General features: G+C 74.5%; 10 protein-coding genes. 7 read left to right on the top strand and 3 right to left on the bottom strand.

The genetic code is table 11. The annotated features are described in order from the left end of the window. Positions 1–15: 15 nt before the first annotated feature. Positions 16–1,413 carry an MFS transporter gene (locus AB0J71_RS02180; protein WP_364412085.1) on the bottom strand — a complete coding sequence of 466 codons (1,398 nt, stop codon included), beginning with the start codon at positions 1,411–1,413 and terminating at the stop codon, positions 16–18. A 150-nt stretch (positions 1,414–1,563) separates the two neighbouring features. On the opposite strand from AB0J71_RS02180, the gene AB0J71_RS02175 reads away from it, so the two are divergent. Continuing rightward, positions 1,564–2,484 carry a nitroreductase/quinone reductase family protein gene (locus AB0J71_RS02175; RefSeq protein ID WP_364412083.1) on the top strand — a complete coding sequence of 307 codons (921 nt, stop codon included), beginning with the start codon at positions 1,564–1,566 and terminating at the stop codon, positions 2,482–2,484. Positions 2,485–2,543: 59 nt separating this feature from the next. Beyond that, entirely contained in the window at positions 2,544–3,182 is a 639-nt protein-coding gene (locus AB0J71_RS02170; protein WP_364412080.1) for a 4'-phosphopantetheinyl transferase superfamily protein, read from the top strand. 3 nt (positions 3,183–3,185) lie between these two features. On the opposite strand, the gene AB0J71_RS02165 is transcribed toward AB0J71_RS02170, so the two are convergent. Further along, positions 3,186–4,469, bottom strand: coding sequence for a cation:proton antiporter (locus AB0J71_RS02165; RefSeq protein ID WP_352323690.1), 1,284 nt, complete (start codon positions 4,467–4,469; stop codon positions 3,186–3,188). Positions 4,470–4,603: 134 nt separating this feature from the next. Between AB0J71_RS02165 and AB0J71_RS02160 the strand changes: the two genes are divergently transcribed. Genes AB0J71_RS02160 through fabD form a run of 4 tightly spaced genes read left to right on the top strand, consistent with a single transcriptional unit; the run spans position 4,604 to position 9,699 of the window. After that, complete coding sequence (locus AB0J71_RS02160) at positions 4,604–5,437, top strand: DUF6039 family protein (protein ID WP_352323689.1); 834 nt, start codon at positions 4,604–4,606, stop codon at positions 5,435–5,437. Positions 5,438–5,440: 3 nt separating this feature from the next. After that, the gene (locus tag AB0J71_RS02155) at positions 5,441–6,658 is read left to right on the top strand and encodes a hydroxymethylglutaryl-CoA synthase (protein ID WP_364412077.1); all 1,218 of its coding nucleotides are present in this window, start codon (positions 5,441–5,443) and stop codon (positions 6,656–6,658) included. After that, positions 6,649–7,371, top strand: coding sequence for an enoyl-CoA hydratase-related protein (locus tag AB0J71_RS02150; RefSeq protein WP_364390854.1), 723 nt, complete (start codon positions 6,649–6,651; stop codon positions 7,369–7,371). Before AB0J71_RS02155 ends, AB0J71_RS02150 begins: the two co-directional genes overlap by 10 nt. A 15-nt stretch (positions 7,372–7,386) precedes the next feature. Continuing rightward, positions 7,387–9,699, top strand: coding sequence for an ACP S-malonyltransferase (gene fabD / locus AB0J71_RS02145; RefSeq protein ID WP_364412075.1), 2,313 nt, complete (start codon positions 7,387–7,389; stop codon positions 9,697–9,699). 13 nt (positions 9,700–9,712) lie between these two features. On the opposite strand, the gene AB0J71_RS02140 is transcribed toward fabD, so the two are convergent. Continuing rightward, a complete protein-coding gene (locus AB0J71_RS02140) occupies positions 9,713–10,447 on the bottom strand; it encodes an alpha/beta fold hydrolase (RefSeq protein WP_352327752.1) in 735 nt (244 codons plus the stop codon). A 98-nt stretch (positions 10,448–10,545) separates the two neighbouring features. Between AB0J71_RS02140 and AB0J71_RS02135 the strand changes: the two genes are divergently transcribed. Then, on the top strand, positions 10,546–22,776 hold the full coding sequence (locus AB0J71_RS02135) for an amino acid adenylation domain-containing protein (RefSeq protein ID WP_364412073.1): 12,231 nt from the start codon (positions 10,546–10,548) through the stop codon (positions 22,774–22,776). Positions 22,777–22,778: the final 2 nt, after the last annotated feature.

Below are 22,778 nucleotides of genomic sequence, written 5' to 3'. Positions count from 1 at the left end.
TGGAAGGGGGTTGGGTCAGGCGCGGCGCGGCAGCAGGAAGCCGCCCGCCGCGAGGGCCAGGCCGAGCCCGGCCGCGATGAGGAAGACCAGGCCGTAGCCGTCGGCGAGGGCTTCGGGGGAACCGGCGGCGCCGGCGGCCGTCGCGAGCACCGCCAGGCCGATCGACGAGCCCACCTGGCTGGTGGTGTTGGCCAGGCCCCCGACGACGCCCGCCGCGCCTTCGGGCGCCTCGGCGGTCGCCGCGGCCATCAGGGTGGGGAAGGTGAGCCCGATGCCGGCCGCGACGAGCAGTGTGGCCCCGAGGACGCCGGCGAGATAGCCGCTGCCGGCCTGCGCCAGGGACAGCCAGCCGAACCCGGCCACGAAGAGCGCGCCCCCGCCGAGCACCAGCGCACGCGCCCCGGCCCGCGGCAGCAGGGCCGCGGTTCCCCGGGCGACCAGCATGAACGTCACCGCCGCCGGCGTCTGCCCGAGCCCCGCCGACAGCGCGCTGAAGCCCAGGACGTTCTGCAGGAACAACGACGTGAAGTACCACATCGCGATGGTGATCCCGCCGAACAGCAGCAGCATGCCGTTCCCGACGGCCACCCCCCGGATCCGGAGCAGCCGCAGGGGCAGCATGGGCCGCCCGGCGAAGCGCGCCTCGACCACGACGAAGACGGCGAGCAGCAGCAGGCCGGCGAGCACGGGCACGAGCACCCGTCCGGACGACCAGGCGTGGTCGGCGCTCTGCATGACCCCGTAGACCAGCGCCGCCAGGCCGGCGGTGCCGGTGACCGCGCCGGCCAGGTCGAGCGGCTCACGCCGCGCGCCGCGCACGGTGACCAGCGCCGCGAGGGCCACGGCGATCAACAGCGCGCCGACCGGCACGTTGATCAGGAAGACCCAGCGCCACGACAGGCCGGTGGTGATGGCGCCGCCGGCCACCGCGCCGATCATCCCGCCGACGCCGCCCGCTGCCGACCAGGCGCCGAACGCCCTGGCACGCGGGCCGGGCTCGGTGAAGGACGTGTTGATCACGGCCAGCGTGGCGGGGGCCATCAGGGCGGCTCCGGCGCCCTGTGCCACGCGCGCCGCGACCAGGACCTCCGCCGCGGTGGCCAGGCCGGCGGCCAGGCTGGCGGCGGAGAACAGCAGCAGCCCGGCGACCAGCGTCCGGCGCGGGCCGAACAGGTCGGCGGCCCGGCCGCCCAGCAGCATGAAGCCGGCGAAGGCGAGCAGGTAGCCGTTCACCACCCAGGAGAGCCCGGTGGGGGTGAAGCCGAGCTCCGCGCGGATCGCGGGGAGGGCGACGTTCACGATGGAGGCGTCCAGGATGACCATGAACTGGCCGGCGCAGGCCAGCGCCAGGATCAGCCAGGACGGGATGGTTCGTGGGGTGGCCCGCCGGGGGGCGGCGCAGATGCTCGTCATGAGTTCTTCCGTTCTCGGCCGCCGTGGACGCCGGCGTGCGTGCGCCGCGTCAGGACGATCCAGGCTCGTGCGGACCGAGCCCCGGCCGTGTAGGATTTGGTTACGCGGATAACTATTATGCAGATAACTAATTTCCGTCAAGGAGCGATCATGGACTTCGCCCAAGCCGACGCCGTCAACCAGGCGATCCGCCTGCTGAGCCTGCGCCACCGCGCCAGGGCCGCCGCCCTGCTGGCCCCGCTGGGCCTGCATCCCGGGCAGGAGGCGCTGCTGCTCGAACTCGCGCGCACCGGGCCGAGGATCCAGGCGCAGCTCAGCGAGGCACTCGGGTGCGAGCCGCCCAGCGTGACGCTCATGAGCCGCAAGCTGGAGGCGTCCGGCCACATCCGCCGCACGCCGGCGCCGTCCGACAAACGGGCCAGCGTGGTCGAGCTCACCGACAGCGGCCGCGCGCTGGCCGAGCAGGTGAAGCGGCTCTGGTGCGACCTGGCCGAGGAGACCGTGGCCGGCCTGCCGGCCGAGACGGTGGCCGGGCTGCCCGCCCTGATCAACACCCTCACCGACAACGTGGACAAGCGCCCCGGCCGGCGGCACGGCCCGGCGGAGGCGGCGCGGCGGGCCGGGCAGGGGCCGACCGGCGAGTACGAGCCCAGCGCGTCGGACTGGGTCCGCGAGCACGTCGAGCAGATCATGCGCACCGGCACGACCGACGGCGTCACGATCAAGGACCGGCCCGTCGTGCTGATGACCTACCGGGGCGCGAAGACCGGCAAACTGCGCAGGACGCCGGTCATGCGGGTCGAGCACGAGGGACGCTACGCGGCCGTCGCGTCCCTGGGCGGCGCGCCGGTCAACCCCCAGTGGTACGCCAGTGTGCTCGCCGAGCCCGTCGTCGAGCTCCAGGACGGCACCGCGACCGGCGTCTACCGGGCGCGCGAGGTGTCGGGGGAGGAGAAGGACGTCTGGTGGCGCCGGGCGGTGGCGGCCTACCCCGACTACGCCGACTACCAGGCCAGGACCGAGCGCCGGATCCCCGTCCTCGTCCTCGAACCGCTCGCCGGGGAGCGGTGACGACGGCGGCCTGTGGGTAGACGGAGGGGCACCCGTCGGCCCAGGAGGAGGGACCCTCGATGATCGAGACGCTCGTCCCGGACAACGTCGCCGTCTCCACCGCGTACGGCGACCCGCCCGGCGTGCGGCTCTTCCCCGAGGAGCGGCACGCCGTCAGGAAGGCGGTCGCCAAACGCCGGCGCGAGTTCGCCACCGTCCGCCACTGCGCCCGCGAGGCGCTGGCGGCCCTCGGCATCCCGCCCGCGCCCATCGTCCCCGGCCGGCGCGGCGCGCCGCGCTGGCCGGCGGGCGCGGTGGGCAGCATGACGCACTGCGCCGGGTTCCGCGCCGCGGCCGTGGCCGACGCCGGCGACGTGCGCAGCATCGGCATCGACGCCGAACCCCACGAACCGCTCCCCGAAGGCGTCTTCCGCATGGTCGCCCGGCCGGAGGAGGCCGCGATGGTCCGCCAGCTGCGCGACCTGCGCCCCGGCACCTGCTGGGACCGGCTGCTGTTCAGCGCCAAGGAGTCGGTCTACAAGGCGTGGTTCCCGCTGACCGGCGAGTGGCTGGGCTTCCACGACGGCTCCCTCGCCTTCTCCCTCGACGGCCGCTTCCGCGCCAGGCTGCTGCCGCCGGACGCGCCCCTGGCGGAGTTCGCGGGCCGCTGGACGGCCGCCCCCGGGCTGCTGGCCACGGCGATCGTCGTCCCCCGATAGGGGTCAGCCGCGCCGGCCCGGCTCGACCAGCTGCTCGTGCTCGGCCCGGCGCAGGCGTTCCTCGGCGGTCAGCTCGACGCGTCTCATCGCGACGCGCAGGATCGGCGGCGCCATGAGCGAGGTGACGATCGCCACGACGATCACGATCGTGTACATCGCCGTGTCGATGATGCCGATGCGCAGGCCGACCATCGCCACGATCACCTCGATGACGCCGCGCGCGTTCATGCCGGCCCCCAGCGCGAACGCCTCCCAGGCGCTCAACCGGCTCAGCAGCGCCCCCAGGTACGCGCCCAGGAACTTGCCGACGATCGCCACCCCCAGCACGACCCCGGCCGCCGCCAGCACGTCCGGCCTGGCCAGCAGCGTGAGGTCCATGCGCAGGCCGGCCGTCGCGAAGAACAGCGGAGCGAGCACGCTGAGGACGATCGTGCGCAGCGGGGCCAGCCACGCGGCGTCGGCGTGGCCGGACCGCCCGATGAGCGCGCCGCAGACGAACGCGCCCAGGATGGCCTCCAGGCCGAGCGCGTGCGTGCCGGCGGCGGCCAGCAGCACCAGCACCACGGCGGCGGCCACGGCCGGGCCCGGCTCGTCCGGCCGGGTGGCCGCCCGCATCGTCCAGCGGACCAGCGGCCGGCCCACCCACAGCGCGAACGGCACCAGCGCGGCCAGGTAGACCAGCGACAACACGATCTGCCCGGTGCGCACGCCGGTGGTCGCCATGGCCGAGACGACCGAGAGCATGAACCAGCCGAACGCGTCGTCCACCATCCCCGCGGTCAGGCAGAGCTGGCCGACGTCGCGGTGCAGCAGCTTCATGTCCGTCAGCGTCTTGGCGATCACCGGGATGGCGCTGACGCACGTCGCCACGCCCAGGAACAGCGCGAAGACGGTCACGCTGGTGCCCTCGACGAGCAGCGAGGCGGGCAGCAGGAACCCGGCGGCCACGCCGAGCCCCAGCGGCACGACCAGACCGGAGACGCTCACCTTGACCGCCGTCGCGCCGCGCCGGCGGACCATTCCGAAGTCGAGCTGCACGCCGGTGATGGCGACCAGCAGCAGGACGCCGACCTGGCCCACCGCGTCCAGCAGGTGGAGCTGGCTGAACTTCAGGGCGGGGGCGAGGTGGTTCAGCAGCGACGGGCCGAGCAGCACGCCCACGGTCAGCTCGCCGACGATGGCGGGCATGCGCAGGCGCACGGCCAGCCGGCCCAGCAGGACGGCGAGACCGAGGAGCAGGCCCAGCTGCAGCATGAAGACCAGCAGTTCGTGGGCTCCCAGAGGCATGTCAGGCACAGGAGAGGCTAGGCCGATCGGGCCGCCGTCCTGCTGCTCAATATTGAGCCCGCCCGCGACGGACAGCCCGGGGGCCTGCTCAATATTGAGCGGAGCTTCCCGCGCCCGTGGGCGACATTCGGGGCATGACGAAGCCGGCGCAGTATCAGACCACCCTGCCCCCCGACCAGTTGCTGCACTCGGGCAACGCGGGCCTGATCATCCACCGTGTGGGGATGCTGGAGTACGGCATGGCCCGCGAGGGCCGCGACTTCAGCGTGGACCTGCTCGATTACATGAACCGCGCCCAGGCCGGCGTCGCCACGACCTTCTGCTACGAGGAGGTCTTCGGCGTACGCGAGCGGCTGCACTGGTTCGTGCACATGAAGTCCCCCGAGAAGTACAGCAAGCTCATCGAGATGGTGGACCACGACGAGGCGTTCCAGCAGATCTCGCTCAAGGACCGGCTGCCCAAGAAGGGCGGCGGCAACTGGGAGAAGATGTTCGTCCACGGCAGTCTCCAGGAGACCGTCATGTGCCCGCAGCACGGGTTCACCGACGACGTGCACGACGTGCCCGGCACGTTCGTGCCGCCCGCGACGTACCAGACCACGCAGCAGCAGCAGCTGAACTCGGCGACCGCCGGGGCGATCGTGCTGCGCACCGCCGACGCCCGCTACGAGCTGCGCGAGGAGGGACGGCAGTTCCTCTACGACTGGTCCCGCTACCTCAACGCCAACCTCGAAGGCCGCGCCACCGCCTTCATCTACGAGCAGACGTGGGGCCGGCAGGACCGCCTGCACGCCCTCATCCACCTGCGCGAGCTGGACGACTACCAGGCCGTGCAGGAGGTGGACCGCGGCGAGGGCATGCGCAAGGAGGTCTACGACGTGGAACGGGTCCCGGAACGGCACGGCGGCGGGCAGTGGGACCGGCTGTTCGTGCCGACCAGCATCCACGACGTCCTGATGGTGCCCTAGGCCATGGCTCTCGGGATCGAGGCGATCAACGCGTACGTCGGCAGGGCGTACACGGACGTCCGCGCGCTGTTCGACGCGCGCGGCCTGGACGTGAACCGCTTCGGCAACCTGATGATGGAGCAGCGCTCGGTCAACCTGCCCTGCGAGGACCCGGTCACCAACGCGGTCAACGCCGCCAAGCCGCTGCTGGACGCGCTCACCCAGGAGGAGAAGGACCGGATCGAGCTGCTGGTCGTCGGCACCGAGTCGGGGCTCGACTTCGGCAAGCCGATCAGCACCTACATCCACCACCACCTCGGGCTGAACCCGGCGTGCCGCTCGTTCGAGGTCAAACACGCCTGCTACGGCGGGACCGCCGCGCTGCAGTGCGCCGCCGCCGTCGTCGGCGCGAGCCCGATCCCCGGCGTCAAGGCGCTGGCCATCGCCACGGACGCGGCCAGCGGCACCGCCAAGTCCACCTACTGGGAGCCCTCCGAGGGCGCCGGGGCGGTGGCGATGCTGGTCGGCGAGGACGCGCGGGTGCTGCGGCTCGACCCCGGCGCCAGCGGCTACCACACCTTCGAGGTGATGGACACGGCCCGGCCGCGCCACGACACCGACGCGGTCGACCCCGACCTGTCGCTGCTGGCGTACATGCGCTGCGCCGAGGAGTGCTTCGCGGCCTACGGGCGGCGGGTGGCCGGGGCCGACATCGTGGACACCTTCGCCTACCTGGCGCTGCACACGCCGTTCGCCGGGATGGTGAAGGGCGCGCACCGGATGTTGCTGCGCAAGCTCAAGGGCATGGGGCCGCGGGAGATCGAGGCCGACTTCACGGCCCGGGTCGCGCCGTCCCTGGCCTACGGCGTGCGGGTGGGCAACACCTACTCGGCCGCGCTCTACCTGGCGCTGTGCTCGCTCATCGACCACGGCGCGTTCGACGCGCCCAGACGTGTGGGGCTGTTCTCGTACGGGTCGGGCTGCGCGTCGGAGTTCTACAGCGGCGTGATCCCGGCCCAGGGACGCAGCGGCATCGGCCGGGCGCTGGACGAGCGGCGCGAGATCGGCGTCGAGGAGCTGGACGCGCTGACCGAGCTGAGCGCCGACCGCGCCTTCGGGGTGCGGGACGCGGTGCTCGACCCCAAACCGTACGCCGACCTGTACGAGGACGCCTTCGGCGGTCGCGGCCTGCTGGTGCTGGACCGCATCGCGGACTTCCACCGGGAGTACAGATGGAGCTGACCTCGGCGACCCTGCGGCACCGGCTGCGCAGCCGCACGATCGACGACCGCGCCATCGACGAGCTGGGCGCCGCCCTGGACGAGGCCGAGCGCGCGCCCGGCTGCCGCATCCTGCTGCTGGAGGGCGGCGACGGCGTCTTCTGCACCGGCATGGACCTGGAGGAGGCGGCCGGCAGCGACGTCGCCGACGGCGGCCGGGCGTTCTACGGCCTGCTGCGCCGCTTCACCGAGACGCCCGTGACGGTGGTGGCCCGGGTGGACGGCCGGGTGGCCGGCGGCGGCGTCGGCCTGGCCGCGGCCAGCGACTTCGTCTTCGCCAGCGAGCGCAGCACCTTCAGCCTCCCCGAGGCGCTGTGGGGGCTGCTGCCGTGCTGCGTGCTGCCGTTCCTGATCCGGCGCACGGGCTTTCAGAAGGCTTACGCGATGACGCTGAGCACCCAGCCGGTGAGCGCCGCCGAGGCCGCCGCCTTCCACCTGGTGGACGAGGTGTCGGACGACCCGGAGGCGCTCGTGCGGCGGCTGGCCTACCGGCTGACCAAGCTGGACCGGTCGATCGTCACGGACATGAAGCGCTACTTCCGCGAGCTGTGGATCCTGTCGGAGGAGACCGAGCAGGTGGCGGTCAAGGAGTTCGGCCGGCTCATGTCCAGCCCCGAGGTGCGCCGCAGGCTCGTCGACTACGCGACCGAGAAGAGATTCCCCTGGGAACGCTAGAGAGGAACGCGCCTGATGTCCGTCGTGTGGGTTTTCCCCGGGCAGGGGTCGCAGCGCAAGGGCATGGGCGCGGGCGTCCTGGAGCGGTACCCCGACCTGTGCGCCCGCGCCGACGAGATCCTCGGCTACTCCGTCGCCGAGCTGTGCGACGACCCCAAGCGGCTGCGGGAGACCCGCTACGTGCAGCCCGCCCTGTTCACGGTCAACGCGCTGAGCTTCCTCGCCCGGCAGGAGGAGGGCTGCCGGCCCGACTACCTGGCCGGGCACAGCCTGGGCGAGTACGCGGCGCTGTTCGCGGCCGGCTGCTTCGACTTCGAGACCGCGCTCGGCCTGGTCAAGCGGCGCGGCGAGCTGATGTCCGCGGCGGGCGGCGGCGCCATGGCGGCGGTGCTCGGCGCCGACCGCGAACGGCTGGAGGAGCTGGTGGCGGGCACCGGCGTCGACATCGCCAACTACAACTCCCCGGAACAGGTCGTCCTGGCCGGGCCCAAGGACGAACTGGACGCGCTCAGCCGCGGCGGCCCCGGCAAGTGGGTGCCGCTGAGCGTGAGCGTGCCCTCGCACTCGCGCTACATGGAACCGGCCGCCGACGCCTTCGCCGAGGCGTTGGACGGCGTCCGCATCGAGGAGCCGCGGGTGCCCGTCATCGCCAACGTGACCGGACGCCCGTACCGGGCCGGCGAGGCGGCCGAGCTGCTGCGCCGCCAGATCTGCAGCCCGGTGCGGTGGGTGGACGGCCTGCGCTACCTGATGGACCAGGGCGTGTCCGAGCAGGTGGAGATCGGCCCCGGCGACGTGCTCACCAAACTGTGGACGGTCACCCGCCGCCACCCGCCCGAGCCGGCGAAGACGCCTGCCGTCCACGAGCCGGCGGAGACGCCCGCCGCCCACGAGCCGGTGGCCAGGCCCCCCGCCCGGGAGCCGGTCGAGGCGCCCGCCGTCCGGGAGCGCGTCGCGACGCCCGCCGCCCCGGAGCCGGGGATCGCGCTCGGTTCGGCCGAGTTCCGCGCCGACTACCGCGTCCGCCACGCCTACCTGGCCGGGTCGATGTTCAAGGGCATCGCCTCGGCCGAGCTCGTGATCAGGATGGGCCGGGCCGGGCTGATGGGCTTCCTCGGCGCGGGCGGCCTCACCCTGGACCAGATCTCCGACGCGCTCGACACCGTCCAGTCCGCCCTCGGCCCGGACGGCCCCTACGGCGTGAACCTGCTCCACGGCTTCGACGAGGACGGCCTGGAGCGCGAGACGGTGGACCTGCTGCTCCGCCGCGACGTGCGGTACGTCGAGGCCGCCGCCTACCCGCACGTCACCGCGCCCCTCGTGCGCTACCGCTACAGCGGCGCGCACCGCGACCCGGCCGGGCGGCCGGTCGCCGTCCGGCACGTGGTGGCCAAGGTCTCCAGGCCCGAGGTCGCCGCCGCGTTCATGCGGCCCGCCCCGCAGGCCGTCCTGGACCGGCTCGTCCGGGAGGGGGCGCTGAGCGCGGCCGAGGCGGAGGTCGCCGCCGAACTGCCGGTCAGCGGGGACGTCTGCGTCGAGGCCGACTCGGCCGGGCACACCGACGGGCGCTCGCCGTACGCGCTGATGCCGGCGATCCTGCGGCTGCGCGACGAGGAGATGGCCGCCCACGGCTACGCCCGGCGCATCAGGGTCGGGGCGTCCGGCGGGATCGGCGCACCGGAGGCGGCCGCCGCGGCGTTCGTGCTCGGCGCCGACTTCATCGTCACCGGCAGCGTCAACCAGTGCACCCCGCAGGCCGGGACGTCCGACGCCGTCAAGGACCTGCTGGCCGGGCTCGACGTGCAGGACACCGCCTACGCCCCGGCCGGCGACATGTTCGAGATGGGCGCGCAGGTGCAGGTCGCCAGGAAGGGCACGCTGTTCCCGGCCCGCGCCAACAAGCTCTACCAGCTCTACCGCCAGCACGGCTCGCTGGAGGAGATCGACGAGCGGACCAGGCGGACGATCCAGGACAAGTTCTTCCGCCGCTCCTTCGAGGAGGTGTGGGAGGAGACCCGGGCGTTCCTGGCCGCGCGCCGGCCGGCCGAGCTGGCCCGCGCCGAGCGCGATCCCAAGCACCGGATGGCGCTCGTCTTCCGCTGGTACTTCGTGCACACGATCAGGCTGGCGCTGCGCGGCGAGGCCGGGCGTCAGGTGGACTACCAGGTCCACTGCGGGCCGGCGATGGGCGCGTTCAACCGGTGGGTGACCGGCACGGAGCTGGCCGACTGGCGGGCCAGGCACGTGGACGTCATCGCCGACCGGCTGATGGAGGCCGCCGCCGGGCTGCTCGAAGCCCGGCTGCGCGACCTGTCCAAGGACGGTTAGAAGCTGGGGACGGTCAGACGTTGAGCAGATGGCGGTTCAGGTCCTCCTGGACCGCCGTCAGCACCTCGGGCCGCGGGCCCTTGAGGTAGAAGTGGTCGCCGCCGAACACGCGCAACGTGAACCCGCCGCTGGTGGCCTCGGCCCAGGCGCTGATCTCGTCCGGGTCGACCTCCGGGTCGGCGTCGCCGGTCAGCGCCGAGATCGGGCAGTCCGGACGCGGGCCGGGCAGCGGCGTGTACGACTCGTTCAGCTCGAAGTCGGCGCGCAGGCCCGGCAGGAACACCTCCAGCAGGCTGCGCTGGTCCATCACCTCCGACGGCGTGCCGTTCAGCTTGCCCATCTCGCTCAGCATCTCCTCCTCCGACAGGTCGCTGAAGCGGCGCCGGCGGGTCGGCAGCTGCGGCGCGCGGCGTCCGGACACGAACAGCACCGCGGGCGGGAAACGGCGGGCCGTCTCCCAGGCCACCACGGCCCCCATGCTGTGCCCGAACAGCGCGAACGGCCGGTCGGTGTACGGCTCGATGGCCTCCCACAGCGGCCCCGCGAGCTGCTCCATGCGGTTGTAGGGCCGCTCGCGCAGGCGTGACTCGCGCCCCGGCAGCACCACCGGGCAGACGTCGACGTCCGGCGACAGGTGGTCGTCCCATTTGCGGAACAGCGTCGACCCGCCTCCCGCGTGCGCGAAGCAGAACAGTCTGATGCGGGCGTCGGCTCGGGGCCCGCCGCCCGCTATCCAGGAACCAGGCATGGTCAGAAACCTACGGCCGATCGCCTTGCGCCGCCTGCTCAGTCTTGAGCAGGCAGCGCGCGCCGTCCTCACTAGCGTCGCAGTGAGGGAGGAGGCCCATGAAGCACGACGAGCGCGTGACGGAGACGGTCATCCGCCTGCTGGCCGAGGTGCTGCCCGGCGGCGCGGAGCTGACCCCCGACGCATCACTCAAGGACAGCGGACTCGACTCGATCTCCGCGGTACGGGTGTGGTTCGAGATCCAGCGGGAGTTCTCGCTGGACTTCCCCGTCGAGCGGCTGGGCGGCTGCGCGACGCCGGCCGAGCTGGCCGCGCGGATCGCCGAGCTGGCCGGGACGGCCGAGCACGACGCCCCCGTGACCGTGGCCGAGATCAGCCCGGCCCCCGGCGACCGGCACGAGCCGTTCCCCCTGACGCCCCTGCAGCAGGCGTACGTCATGGGCGCGGACGAGGACGCCACCCCCGACCCGGTCGGCTGCCAGGTCTACCGCGAGTTCGAGGTGCCCGGCGTGGACCCCGACCGCCTGCGCGCGGCCTGGCAACGCGTCGTCGACCACCACGACGCCCTGCGCCTGCAACTGGGCGAGGACGGCACCCAGCGGATCCTGGACCGGGCCCCCTCCTGGGACCTGCCGGTGGACCAGCCCGGCGCCCGCGAACGCCTCGCGCACCGGCGGTACGAGCCCGGCGTCTGGCCGCCGTTCGCCGTCGAGGTCACCACGCCCGGGACCGTGCACTTCGGCATCGACGCGAGCGTGACCGACGGCCGCGGGCTCGACGTGCTGCTGCGCGACTGGTGGCGCTGCTACCGCGACCCCGGTCACACGCTGGAGGAGAGCGGCCTGTCCGTCCGCGACTGCCTGCTGGCGCTGGACGCCCAGCGGCGCGGCCCCCGCCACCAGGAGGACCTGGACTACTGGCGGGAACGCCTGGCCGACCTGCCGCCCGGCCCCGCCGCCGGCGTGCCGGACGGGTCGCCGCGCTCGGCGCTGACCGGCTCGCTGACCGCCGCCCAGTGGGGCGCCCTGCGCGCCAGGGCCGCCGAGCTGGACGTCTCGCCGACCGCCCTGGTGCTGACCCTGTTCGCCGAGACGGTCGGCAGGGGGGAGGACTGCTCCCTGGCCGTGACCACGACCGGCCGGGCCTGGCTGCCGCGCGAGGTGGACGAGGTGGTCGGGCCGTTCACCGGCACCGCCGTGTTCGCCGCCGAGAGCACGCTCGGCGAGCCGCTTCCGGAAGCGGTCCAGGAGGTGCACCGGCGGCTGTGGCGCGACCTCGGCCACGCGGGCGTCCCCGGCGTGACCGTCATGCGGGAGCTGCGCGAGCGCACGGCGCTGCCCGTCGTCTTCACCAGCCTGCTGGACGCCCGGCCCGACGAGGCCGTGCCGCCGGTGACGTACGCGCTGAGCCAGACCTCCGGCGTCGCGCTCGACCACCAGATGTGGGAGCACGACGGCGAGCTGCGGGTGCGCTGGGACCTGGTGCCCGGGTGCTTCGCGCCCGGCGAGCCGCAGACCCTGTTCGCACGCTTCACCAACGCGCTGCGCGCCCTGGCCGCCGACACCGGCGAGGAGGAGATCCGGCCGCTCAACGAGCTGCAGAAGGCGTACTACGTGGCCCGCGCGGGCGGCTCGCACCCCTACGACGGCTGCCAGGTCCACCACAGCTTCCACGTCCGCGACCTGGACCGGGACCGGCTCGAACGGGCCTGGCTGCGCCTGGTGGCCGCGCACGACGCGCTGCGCTCTGAGGTCACCCACGACGGGACGCTGCGGGTCAGGCCGCACGCGCCGGAGAACTGGAGCATCCCCGACATCCCCGGCGCCGACACGGGAGAGACGGCGGGGGAGACGGCCGCGGAGATGGCGGGGGAGATGGCCGGGCGGGCGTTCCCGCTGGGCCGCTGGCCGCACTGGGAGCTGCGGGTCAGCGGCGAGACGGTGCACGCGGCCGTCGACCTCGCCGTCCTGGACGGCCGGAGCATCCACATCATGCTGCGCGAGCTGTTCAGGCTGTACGCCGACCCGTCCGCCGAGCCCCGGCCGCCCGCCGAGGCGCCGGGCGCCCCGGAACGCCCGCACGAAGGGGGCTACTGGGCCGAGCGGTTCCGCGACCTGCCGCCGGGGCCCGAGGTGGCCACCACGCCCGCGCGCCGCGTCCGGCTGAGCGGCAGCGTCGCCGCGGTGTCCGACGAGACCGTCTTCGCCGCCCTGGCCGGCGCGCTGCGCGCCCGCTTCGCCAATCCGTTCAGCGTGTCCGTGGTGCGCTGGACCGCCGAGTCCGAGCCGCGGCGTCCCGGCGAGCACACCGCCCTGAGCTGGGTCACCGACGCGGAGTCCTACCCGGACCGGATCGCCGCCGACGCCGCGAACGGCGCCCTGACCGGCCTGGCCACGCTGCGCGGCCACGTCATGAAGGAGCGCCGCCGCCGCGCCTACGCCTTCCCCGTCGTCTACACCAGCACCCTCGACCTGACCGACCATCCCCTGCCGGACGGCGTCGAGGCCGGGCCCTGGATGACCTACACCCCGGACGTCGCCCTCGACTGCATCGTCATCAGGGAGGGCGACCGGCTGCACTACCACTGGGACGCCCTGGAGCCGGAGTTCCCCGACCTCGCCGAGCTGTTCGCGGCCTTCGAGGACCGGCTGCGCCCCGCGCACCGGCTGTTCGAGCGGCAGGCCGCCGCCCGTCCCGACGCGGTCGCGCTGCGGCACGCCGGCGGCACCATGACGTACGGGGAGCTGAACCGGCGCGCCAACGCCGTCGCCTGGCGGCTGAAGGAGCTGGACGTGGGGCCGGGGACGGTGGTCGCCGTGCGCCTGTGCCGCGGGCCCGACATGGTGGCCGCCGTCCTCGGGATACACAAGGCGGGCGGCGCCTACCTGCCGGTGGAGCCGTCCCTGCCCGACGAGCGGGCCGCCGTCATGCTGGACGACGCCGCCGCCGGGATCGTGCTCACCTGCGCGCAGACGCCCGGCTGGGCCGTGCCCGAGGGCGTGCGCGCCGTCGAGCTGGACGCCGGCGGCGACGACCGCGGCGACCCGCCCCTCGCCGGCACCGTGGACGACCTCGCGTACGTGATCTTCACCTCGGGCAGCACCGGCAAGCCCAAGGGCGTCGAGGTCAGCCACCGGCCGCTGCTCAACCTGCTCGACTGGTGCTACCGCACCTTCGACTTCGACGCCTCCGACGTCGGCCTCTGCGTCACCTCGCTCGGCTTCGACCTGTCGGTGTTCGACATCTTCGGCCTGCTCGGCCGGGGCGCCTCGCTCTACATCGCCGACGAGGGCCAGCAGCGCGACCCCGAACTGCTGCTGGACGTGCTCATCGACGAGCCGATCACGTTCTGGAACTCCGCGCCCACCACGCTCAACCAGCTCGCCCCGCTGCTGGCCGAGCGGCAGGGCGAGGAGGGCACCGGCGACCTGCGGCTGGTCTTCCTCAGCGGCGACTACACGCCGCTGCCGCTGCCGGACGCCGTGCGCGCGACCTTCCCGCGGGCGCGGGTGGTCAGCCTGGGCGGCGCCACCGAGGCCACCGTCTGGTCGAACTGGTTCGAGGTGGGCGAGGTCGACCCGTCGTGGCGGAGCATCCCGTACGGGCGGCCGATCGACGACGCCCTCTACTACATCCTCGACGAGGACCGACGGCCCTGCCCCGAAGGCGTGGAGGGCGACCTGTTCATCGGCGGCAGGTGCCTGAGCCTCGGCTACCGCAACCAGCCCGAGCTGACCGCCGAGCGGTTCGTGCCGGACCCGTTCGCGGGCGGCCGCATGTACCTGACCGGCGACCGGGCCGCGCTGCTGCCCGACGGGAACATCACGTTCCTCGGGCGGGCCGACAACCAGGTGAAGATCCGCGGGTTCCGGGTGGAGCTGGGCGAGATCGAGCACCGGCTGCGGCAACATCCGGGCGTGCGGGACGTCGTCGTCCTGGCCCGCGACGACCGGTCGGGGGAGCGGAAGCTGGTCGCGTACGTGATGGCCGAGGGCGCGGAGCCGGACGTCGGGGAGCTGCGGGCGCACGCGGCCGGGACGCTGCCGGCGTACATGGTGCCCAACCACGTGGCGTTCGTCAGCACGTTCCCGGCCACCGCCAACGGCAAGCTGGACCGGGACGCGCTCCCGTGGCCGCTCACCGACCGCGCCCCCGAGCCGGAACCCGAGCCGGAGCCGGAGCCCGCGCCCGAGCCGGAGCCCGAGCCCGAGGTGGCGGGGCGGACGGTGACGGAGATCGCCGAGCTGTTCGCCGAGCTGATCGGGGTCGAGGAGGTCGATCCCGGCCAGGACTTGTGGGACCAGGGCGTCACCTCCTTCACCATGGTCCAGGTCTCCAAGGCGCTGCGGAAGCGGTACGGCAGGCGGGTGCCGGTGGCACTGCTGCTGGAGAACCCGACCGTCACCGGCATCGCCGCCGTCGTCGGCGCCCCCGCCGACACGCCCGCGCCGAAGAAGCCCGCCGCGGAGAAACCCTCCACTGCGAAGCCCGCTGCGGAGCAGACCGTCGAGAAGCCCGTCGAGAAGCCCGCCGAGCAGCCCGTCGAGGCCGGTGTCGAGGCGGACGGGCCGGGGGAGGTCGACTTCTTCTCGCCCGAGGACCGGGAGGCGTTCAAGGCGGCCCAGTGGAACCTGCGCCCGCTGGAGCCGGACGCCAGCCTCATCCGCCTCGACCGCCTGGACGTGCCCGAGGAGCACTTCGCCTGGCGGGCCAGCGTGCGCGACTTCGCGCCCGGCCCGCTGCCGTACCGGTCGTTGTGCCGGCTGCTCGGGCTGCTGCGCGAACGGCGGCTCGGCGACCGCGCGCGCCACCTGTACCCGTCGGCCGGGGACACCTACGCCGTGCAGGCGTACCTGCACGTCACCAAGGGCGCGATCAGCGGCGTCGCCGAGGGGATCTACTACTACAACCCGGTCGAGCACGCCCTCCACCTCGTGAACGGCCGCCCCGAGCTCGACCGTACGGCCCACTTCGTCTACAACCGCGACCTGTACGACCGCGCCGCCTTCAGCCTCTACCTCATCGGCCAGACCAAGGGCATCGAGCCCCTGTACGGCGAGCAGAGCCTGCGCTACCTGACCCTGGAGGCGGGCTACCTGGGCCAGCTCCTGATGACCGGCCAGGCGGCCTGCGGCATCGGGCTCTGTCCCATCGGCGAGGTCGCCTTCGACCAGGTGCGCGACCAGTTCGACCTGGACGACGGCCACCGCTTCCTCCAGGCGTTCCTGGGCGGCCCCGCCGAGTACGCGACCGGCGACGCCGTCCCCGTGTTCGCGACTCCCGTGCTCTCCACCCCGCAGACGGAACCGGCCCTCCACGCCGAGCCCGCCCGGAGCGGGGAGCCGGCGCCCGAGGAACGGCCGGCCGGGCTCGCCGTGATCGGCATGGCCGGCCGCTACCCCGGCGCCGACGACCTGGACGGCTTCTGGCGCAACCTCAGCACCGGCGCCCGCAGCCTGGGCCCGAGCCCCAGGGGCGAGCGTCCCGGCGGCTACCTGGAGCACATCGACCGCTTCGACAGCCTGCTCTTCCACGTCTCGCCGAAGGAGGCCGCGACGCTCGACCCGCAGCTGCGGCTGCTGCTGCACAGCGTGTGGGAGTGCCTGGAGCACGCCGGTCACACCCCCGACTCGCTGCACGCGACCGCCCCCAGGGTGGGCGTCTTCGTCGGCTCGATGTGGCACGACTACCAGCACGCCGGGGCCGCCGCCTGGCGCGCGGGCGGCCCGGCCGTGGTCTCGGCGACCGCGTCCGACATGGTCAACCGCGTCTCGTACTTCTTCGGCTTCACCGGGCCGAGCATCGCCGTGGACACGTCGTGCTCGTCCACGCTGACCGCCCTGCACCTGGCCGCCCAGGCCATCCGTACGGGCGACTGCGACGCGGCCGTGGTCGCGGGCGTCAACCTGCTCGCCGACCCCTACCACGCCGGGCTGCTGGCCGGGCTCGGCCTGCTGGCCGAGGAGGCCGGCGCCGCCGCCTTCGACCCCGACCGGCCCGGCTGGACGGTCGGCGAGGGCGTCGGCACCTTCCTGCTGCGGCCCGTCGCGGACGCCGTCCGGGCGGGGGACGCCGTCCACGGCGTGGTCGAGGCCACCTGGGTCGCGCACACCGGGCGTACCGGGCGGTTCACCGCGCCGAGCGCCGACGCCATGGCGGCGTCCATGCGCCGCGCCCTGGAGCGGGCCGGCGCCGGGCCCGGCGACGTCTCCTACGTCGAGTGCGCGGCGGCCGGCGCGGCGCTGGCCGACGCGGCCGAGGCCGAGGCGCTGGCCGAGGTCTTCGGCGAGCGGTCCGAGCCCGTCGCGGCGGGCACGCTCAAGCCGAACATCGGCCATCTCGAGGCCGCGTCCGGCGCCTCCCAGCTCGCCAAGGTGCTGCTGCAGCTCCGGCACGGACGCCTGGCGCCCACGCTGCTCGCCGAGCCGCCCACCGACGCGGTCACCGTGCCGGAGCAGCCGCGGCCGTGGACCGGCGAGCGGCGGGCGCTGATCAACGCCTTCGGCGCGACCGGCACGCACGCCCACGCCGTCGTCCGCGCGCCCCTTCCCGAGGAGACCCCGGACAGCGCGGCCGAGGACGGGCAGGAGCACGCCGTCCTGGTGTCCGCCGCGACCGAGGAGCGGCTGGTGACCGCCGCGCGCCGCCTGGCCGGGGCCGCGGAGCGGGACGTGCGCCGGATCGCCTACACCACCCAGACCGGGCGCGCCGCCCTCGCGCACCGGCTCGCCGTCGTCTGCCGCGACGCGGCCGGGCTGCGGGAGGGGCTGGAGGCGTTCGCGGCGGGCAGGACGCACCCGTCCGTGCTCACCGGACGCTCCGGCGGGCGTCCGACCGGCGCGGAAGCCGAGGCGGCGGCCGCCTGGGTGGCCGGTCAGGACGTCGACTGGGCCCGGTTCTGGCCGGAGCCGCCCGGACGGGTCGCGCTGCCCTCCTACCCGTTCGAGGCCGAGCCGTACTGGATCGAACGGGCGGAGCCGGTCGTGGCGGAGGCCGCCGCCGGCGACATGGAGGACTACCTCAAGGGCGTCTACGCCGAGGTCTCGGGGATCGACGCCGACCGGCTGGGGACGCGGGTGCCGCTGGAGCAGTACGGGCTGACGTCGTCCCAGATCGTCGAGCTGAACGCGCGGCTGGAGCGGGACCTGGGCGAGCGGTCGCGCACGCTCTTCTTCGAGCACAAGGACCTGGCCGGGGTCGCCGCCGCGCTGTCCGCCAGAACCTCCGCCCCGCCCCCCGCGGACCGGCCGGACCGGACCGGACCGCGCTCCGCCGGGAGCGCCGATCCCGCCGACGACGGCGCGATCGACGTCATCGGGAACACCGACACCGCCGATGACGGCGCGATCGCCGTCATCGGGATCGCCGGGCGCTACCCCGACGCCCCCGACCTGGGCACGTTCTGGGAGAACCTGGCTGCCGGGCGGCACTCGCTCTCCCGCGTCCCCGCCGACAGGACCCGCGACGGCTGGCCCGTGGACCTCATGTGGGGCGGCTTCCTCGACGGCGTCACCGACTTCGACCCGCTGCTGTTCGGCATCACCCCGCGCGACGCCGCCCTCATGGACCCGCAGGAGCGCGTCTTCCTGGAGGTCACCTGGGAGGCCCTGGAGGACGCGGGCTACCCGCGCACCCGCCTGCGCGACCGGCACGGTTCGAACGTCGCCGTCTACGCGGGCGTGATGTACAACGAGTACCCCTTCTTCGGCGTCGAGCAGAGCCTGCGCGGCACGCCGCAGGACACCGGCGCGACGCTCGGCGGCGTGGCCAACCGCGTCTCCTACCACCTGGACCTCAAGGGGCCCAGCATGTCGGTCGACACGATGTGCTCGTCGTCGCTGGCCGCGCTGCACCTCGCGGTCCGGTCGCTGCGCCAGGGGGAGTGCGAGCTGGCGATCGCCGGCGGCGTCAACCTCAACCTGCACCCGAACAAGTTCGTCCAGCACGCCCGCATGCGGCTCACCGCCGGCGACCGGCGCTGCCACAGCTTCGGGGCCGGCGGCGACGGCTTCGTGCCCGCCGAGGGCGCCGGGGTCGTCCTGCTCAAGCCGCTGTCCAGGGCCAAGGCGGACGGCGACCGCATCCACGCGGTGATCAGGGGCACCGCCGTCGTGCACTCGGGCCGGACGAACGGCTGGGTGGTGCCGAGCCCCGTCGAGGAGGGCGAGCTCGTCGCCCGCGCGCTCGCCGACGCGGGCGTGGACCCCGCCGGCATCGGCTATCTGGAATGCCACGGCGCGGGCACCGCGCTCGGCGACCCCATCGAGATCAACGCCCTCATGCGGGTGTTCGGGCAGACGGGGGCCGCGCCGGGCAGCATCCCGATCGGCTCGGTCAAGTCCAACCTCGGGCACGTCGAGTCGGGCGCCGGCATCGCCGGGCTCACCAAGATCGTGCTCCAGCTCCGGCACCGGCGGCTCGTGCCCTCCCTGCACGCCGACGAGCTCAACCCGGACATCGCCTGGGACGAGATCCCCTTCCGCGTGCAGCGGGAGGCGGCCGACTGGCCCGAGGGGCCCGGCGGCGCGCCCCGGCGGGCGGGCCTCAGCTCGTTCGGCGCCGGTGGGACGATCGCGCACGCGGTGATCGAGGAGGCCCCGCCCGCCGCGCCCGCCGCGACCGGCACGTCCGACGCCGGGCCGCAGCTGATCGTGCTGTCGGCGCACGACGAGCGGCGGCTGCGGGCCATGGCGGGCCGGCTGGCCGGTCACCTGCGCGCGACGCCCGAGAGCCTCGCCGACGTCGCCCACACCCTCCGCATCGGACGGGAACCGCTGCGCGAACGGCTCGCCCTGGTCGTCGCGGACGTGGCGGAGCTGTGCGAGCGGCTGGAGCGGTTCGCCCGGTCGGAGCCCGCCGACGTGCTGCGCGGCCGGACACGTCCCGGCGTCCCGCCGTCCGGGTGGTCCGGCGACCAGCTGTCCGGACGTCCCGGCGACCTGCTGGAGCTGGGACGGCACTGGGTGGACGGCGGCCACGTGGACTGGACGCCGCCGCCGGGGGCGCGACTGGTGGGGCTGCCGTCGTACCCGTTCGAGCGGATGCGCTGCTGGCCCTTCGAACCCGCCTCCGGCGACCCGGAACCGGCCGCCGCCGGCCGGGAGCCCGCCTTCGGGGGCCGGGAACCGGCTGCTGCCGAGATACCGCTGTTCGAACGCATCTGGGCGCCGGCCGGGCAGCCCGCCCACGACCCCGGGACGCTCGGCGACGGGACCGTGGTGTGCCTGTTCGGCGACGCCTCCGAGGAACTGGCGCGCTCGCTCGGCGACCAGGTCGTGCCGGTGGGCCCGGGAGACCCCGTCCCGGAGGAGTTCACCGGCTGGATCGACCTGCGCGACCTGGGCGAGGCCGACCCGGAGGGCGAGCTGGACCGGCTCGCCGTCCTGCGGGACGCCCTCGCCCGGCGCCGCCCGCTCAGGATCCTGCACGTCACCAGCGGCCTGCTGGACCTCGGCGGCCCGTCGCCGAGCCTGGCGGGGGCGCGGATGGCGGGGTTCGTGCGCATGCTCGCCGCCGAGTACCCGGCGGTCACGGCCACGGTGCTGGACAGCGACCGGCCCACGGCCGCGCAGATCCGCGCCGAATGGGCGGCCGCCGAGCCGTACGGGGAGGTCTGTTACCGCGACGGCGAGCGGTTCCGTCCTGATCTGCGGGAGTTGTCCGCGCCGTACGCCGAGCCGCAGCTCGATCCCGCGGCCGTCTATGTCGTGAGCGGCGGCACCAGGGGGCTGGGCGCGCTGGTGGCCCGCCACCTGGCCGAGCGCGGCGCGCGCCGGCTCGCCCTGCTCGGCGTGCGTCCGCTGCCGCCGCGCGACCAGTGGGACGGCTCGGGCGAGGAGGCCGTCGCCACCGTCCTCGACCTGGAACGCGCGGGCGCCCGGGTGGTCGTGCACACCGGGCCGCCGTCCGGGGTGCCCGCCTTCCTGGACGGCGTGCGGCGCGAGCTGGGCCCGATCGGCGGCGTCGTCCACTGCGCGGGACGCTCCAGCCAGGGACGTCCGTCGCTGGCCCACAAGTCGCAGGACGACCTGCGGGCCGTGCTCGTCCCCAAGGCCGACCTCCTGGAGGCGCTGGACGAGGCGTGCGCCGGGGACCGTCCGGCCTTCTTCGTCACCTTCTCCTCCGTGTGCGCCGCCGTGCCCGCGCTGGCCGCCGGGGTGGCCGACTACGCCGCCGCCAACGCCTTCCTCGACTACTGCACCGGGGTCAGGCGGCGGTCCGGGCGGACCGAGTTCCGGTCGGTCGACTGGCCGCAGTGGCGGGAGTCCGGCGGGGCGCGCGGGAAGCCGAACGTCGGCGAGACCGTCGGGCTCGCGTCCCTCACCGACCGGGACGGGCTGCGGGTGCTGGACCGGGTGATCGGGCTGCCGCGCGGCGCGACCGTGCTGCCGTGCCCGCCGTCCGGCGCGTCCGTGGACGTCCCGGCGCTGATCCGGCTGCCCGAGCGGGCGGACCGCCACCCGGCCCCCGTCCCTCCGCCTCCCGAGCCGGCGCGGGGCGCTGAGGGGCCCGACTGGCTGGCGCTGCTGTTCTCCGAGACGATCGGCATCCCCGTGGACGCGCTGGACCCGACGGCCGAGTTCGGGGACCTCGGCGTCGAGTCGGTGATGCTGGCCGAGCTGGTGCAGCGCATCGAGGAACGGCTCGGAGAGAGCCTGGAGCCGTCGCTGCTGCCCGACTACCCGACGCTGGAGCAACTCCGCGACCGCCTGGGCGTCCCGGAGCCGACCGCCGACCGCGTGGACGCCCCCGAGCCGGCCGCCGACCGTCCGGACGCCCCCGAGCCGACCGCCAGCCGTCCGGACGCCCCTGCCTCTGCCCTTCCCGGTGTCGCCGAGGATCGCAGGATCGCGATCATCGGCATGGCCTGCCGGTTCCCCGGCGCCCCGGACGTGGCCGCGTTCTGGCGGAACCTCACCGAGGGCCGGTGCGACGTGCGCGAGGTGCCCGTCTCCCGCTGGGACCACCGCGAGCTGTACTCGCCCGAGCCCGCCCTCGGCCGCAGCATCAGCAAGTGGGGCGGCTTCGTCGACGGCATCGAGGACTTCGACAACGACTACTTCGACCTCGGCGAGGACGAGGCCCGCGCCCTCGACCCGGCCATCCGCATGTTCCTGGAGTGCTGCGCGGCCTGCCTGGCCGACGCCGGTTACGACCCCGCCGAGCTGCGCGGACGCCGGGCCGGCGTGTTCGCCGGAGCCCGCATGTCCGACTACGGGCGCCGGGTCGGCGTCCGGCCGGGCGGGCTGGCCTCGGACCAGAACTTCATCGCGGCCAGGGTCGCCCACCACTTCGACCTGCGCGGCCCCAACCTCGTGGTGGACAGCGCCTGCTCCTCCTCGCTGGTCGGCGTGCAGCTCGCCGCGCAGAGCCTGCTCGCCGGGGAGGCCGAGGTGGCCCTGGCGGGCGGGGTGGAGGTGCTCCTGGACGAGAACGACTACCTCCAGCTGAGCGCGGCCAAGGCGCTGTCGCCCACCGGCCGGTGTCACACCTTCGACGAGCGCGCCGACGGGTTCGTGCCGGGGGAGGGGTGCGGGGTCGTCCTGCTCAAGCCGCTGCGCGCGGCGCTGGCCGACGGCGACCGGGTGCACGCGGTCATCGAGGCGGTCGCGGTGAACAACGACGGCCGCACGATGGGCGTCACCACGCCCAACCCCGAGGCCCAGGCCGACGTGGTCCGCCGGGCCCTGGCGGCGGCCGGCCGCACGCCGTGCGAGATCGGCCTGATCGAGGCGCACGGCACCGGCACGCTCATCGGCGACCCCATCGAGCTGCGCGCACTGACGCGGGTGTTCGCCGAGGGCGGCGGGGACCCGGGAACGTGCGCGATCGGCAGCGTGAAGAGCAACATCGGCCACACGCTCAGCGCGGCCGGGATCGCCGGGCTGATCAAGGCGGCGCTGGCCGTCGAGCACGGACTGATCCCGCCGACGTTGTCCTGCGAGCGGCCCAACCCGCGCTTCGACTTCGCCGCCTCGCCCTTCGAGCCCGTCACCGAGCCGCGGGACTGGCCCTCGCCCAGGGTCGCGGGCGTGAGCTCGTTCGGGCTCGGCGGCACCAACGCGCACCTCGTGCTGAGCGAGCCGCCCCCGCGGTCGGGCGCGCGGCCCGAACGCGAGCCCGCCCCCGCGCCGGTCTTCCGGCGCAGGCGCCTGTGGCTGGACCGCGACCCGGCCCCGGCCCGCGACCCGGCCCGTGAGCCAGCGCGTGACCCGGCCCGCGACCCGGTTCCGGCCGGCGCCGCCGGTCCCGGCCACGGTCCCGATCCCGGCCCGCCGGACGACGCCAGCTCGCTGCTCGACTTGAACATCACCACGGGGAGGCGCTGACT

This window comes from Nonomuraea sp. NPDC049637, from assembly GCF_040675235.1.
Lineage (GTDB): Bacteria > Actinomycetota > Actinomycetes > Streptosporangiales > Streptosporangiaceae > Nonomuraea.
Note: the sequence above shows the minus strand (reverse complement) of the source record. Positions and strands in the feature narration are given on the sequence as shown.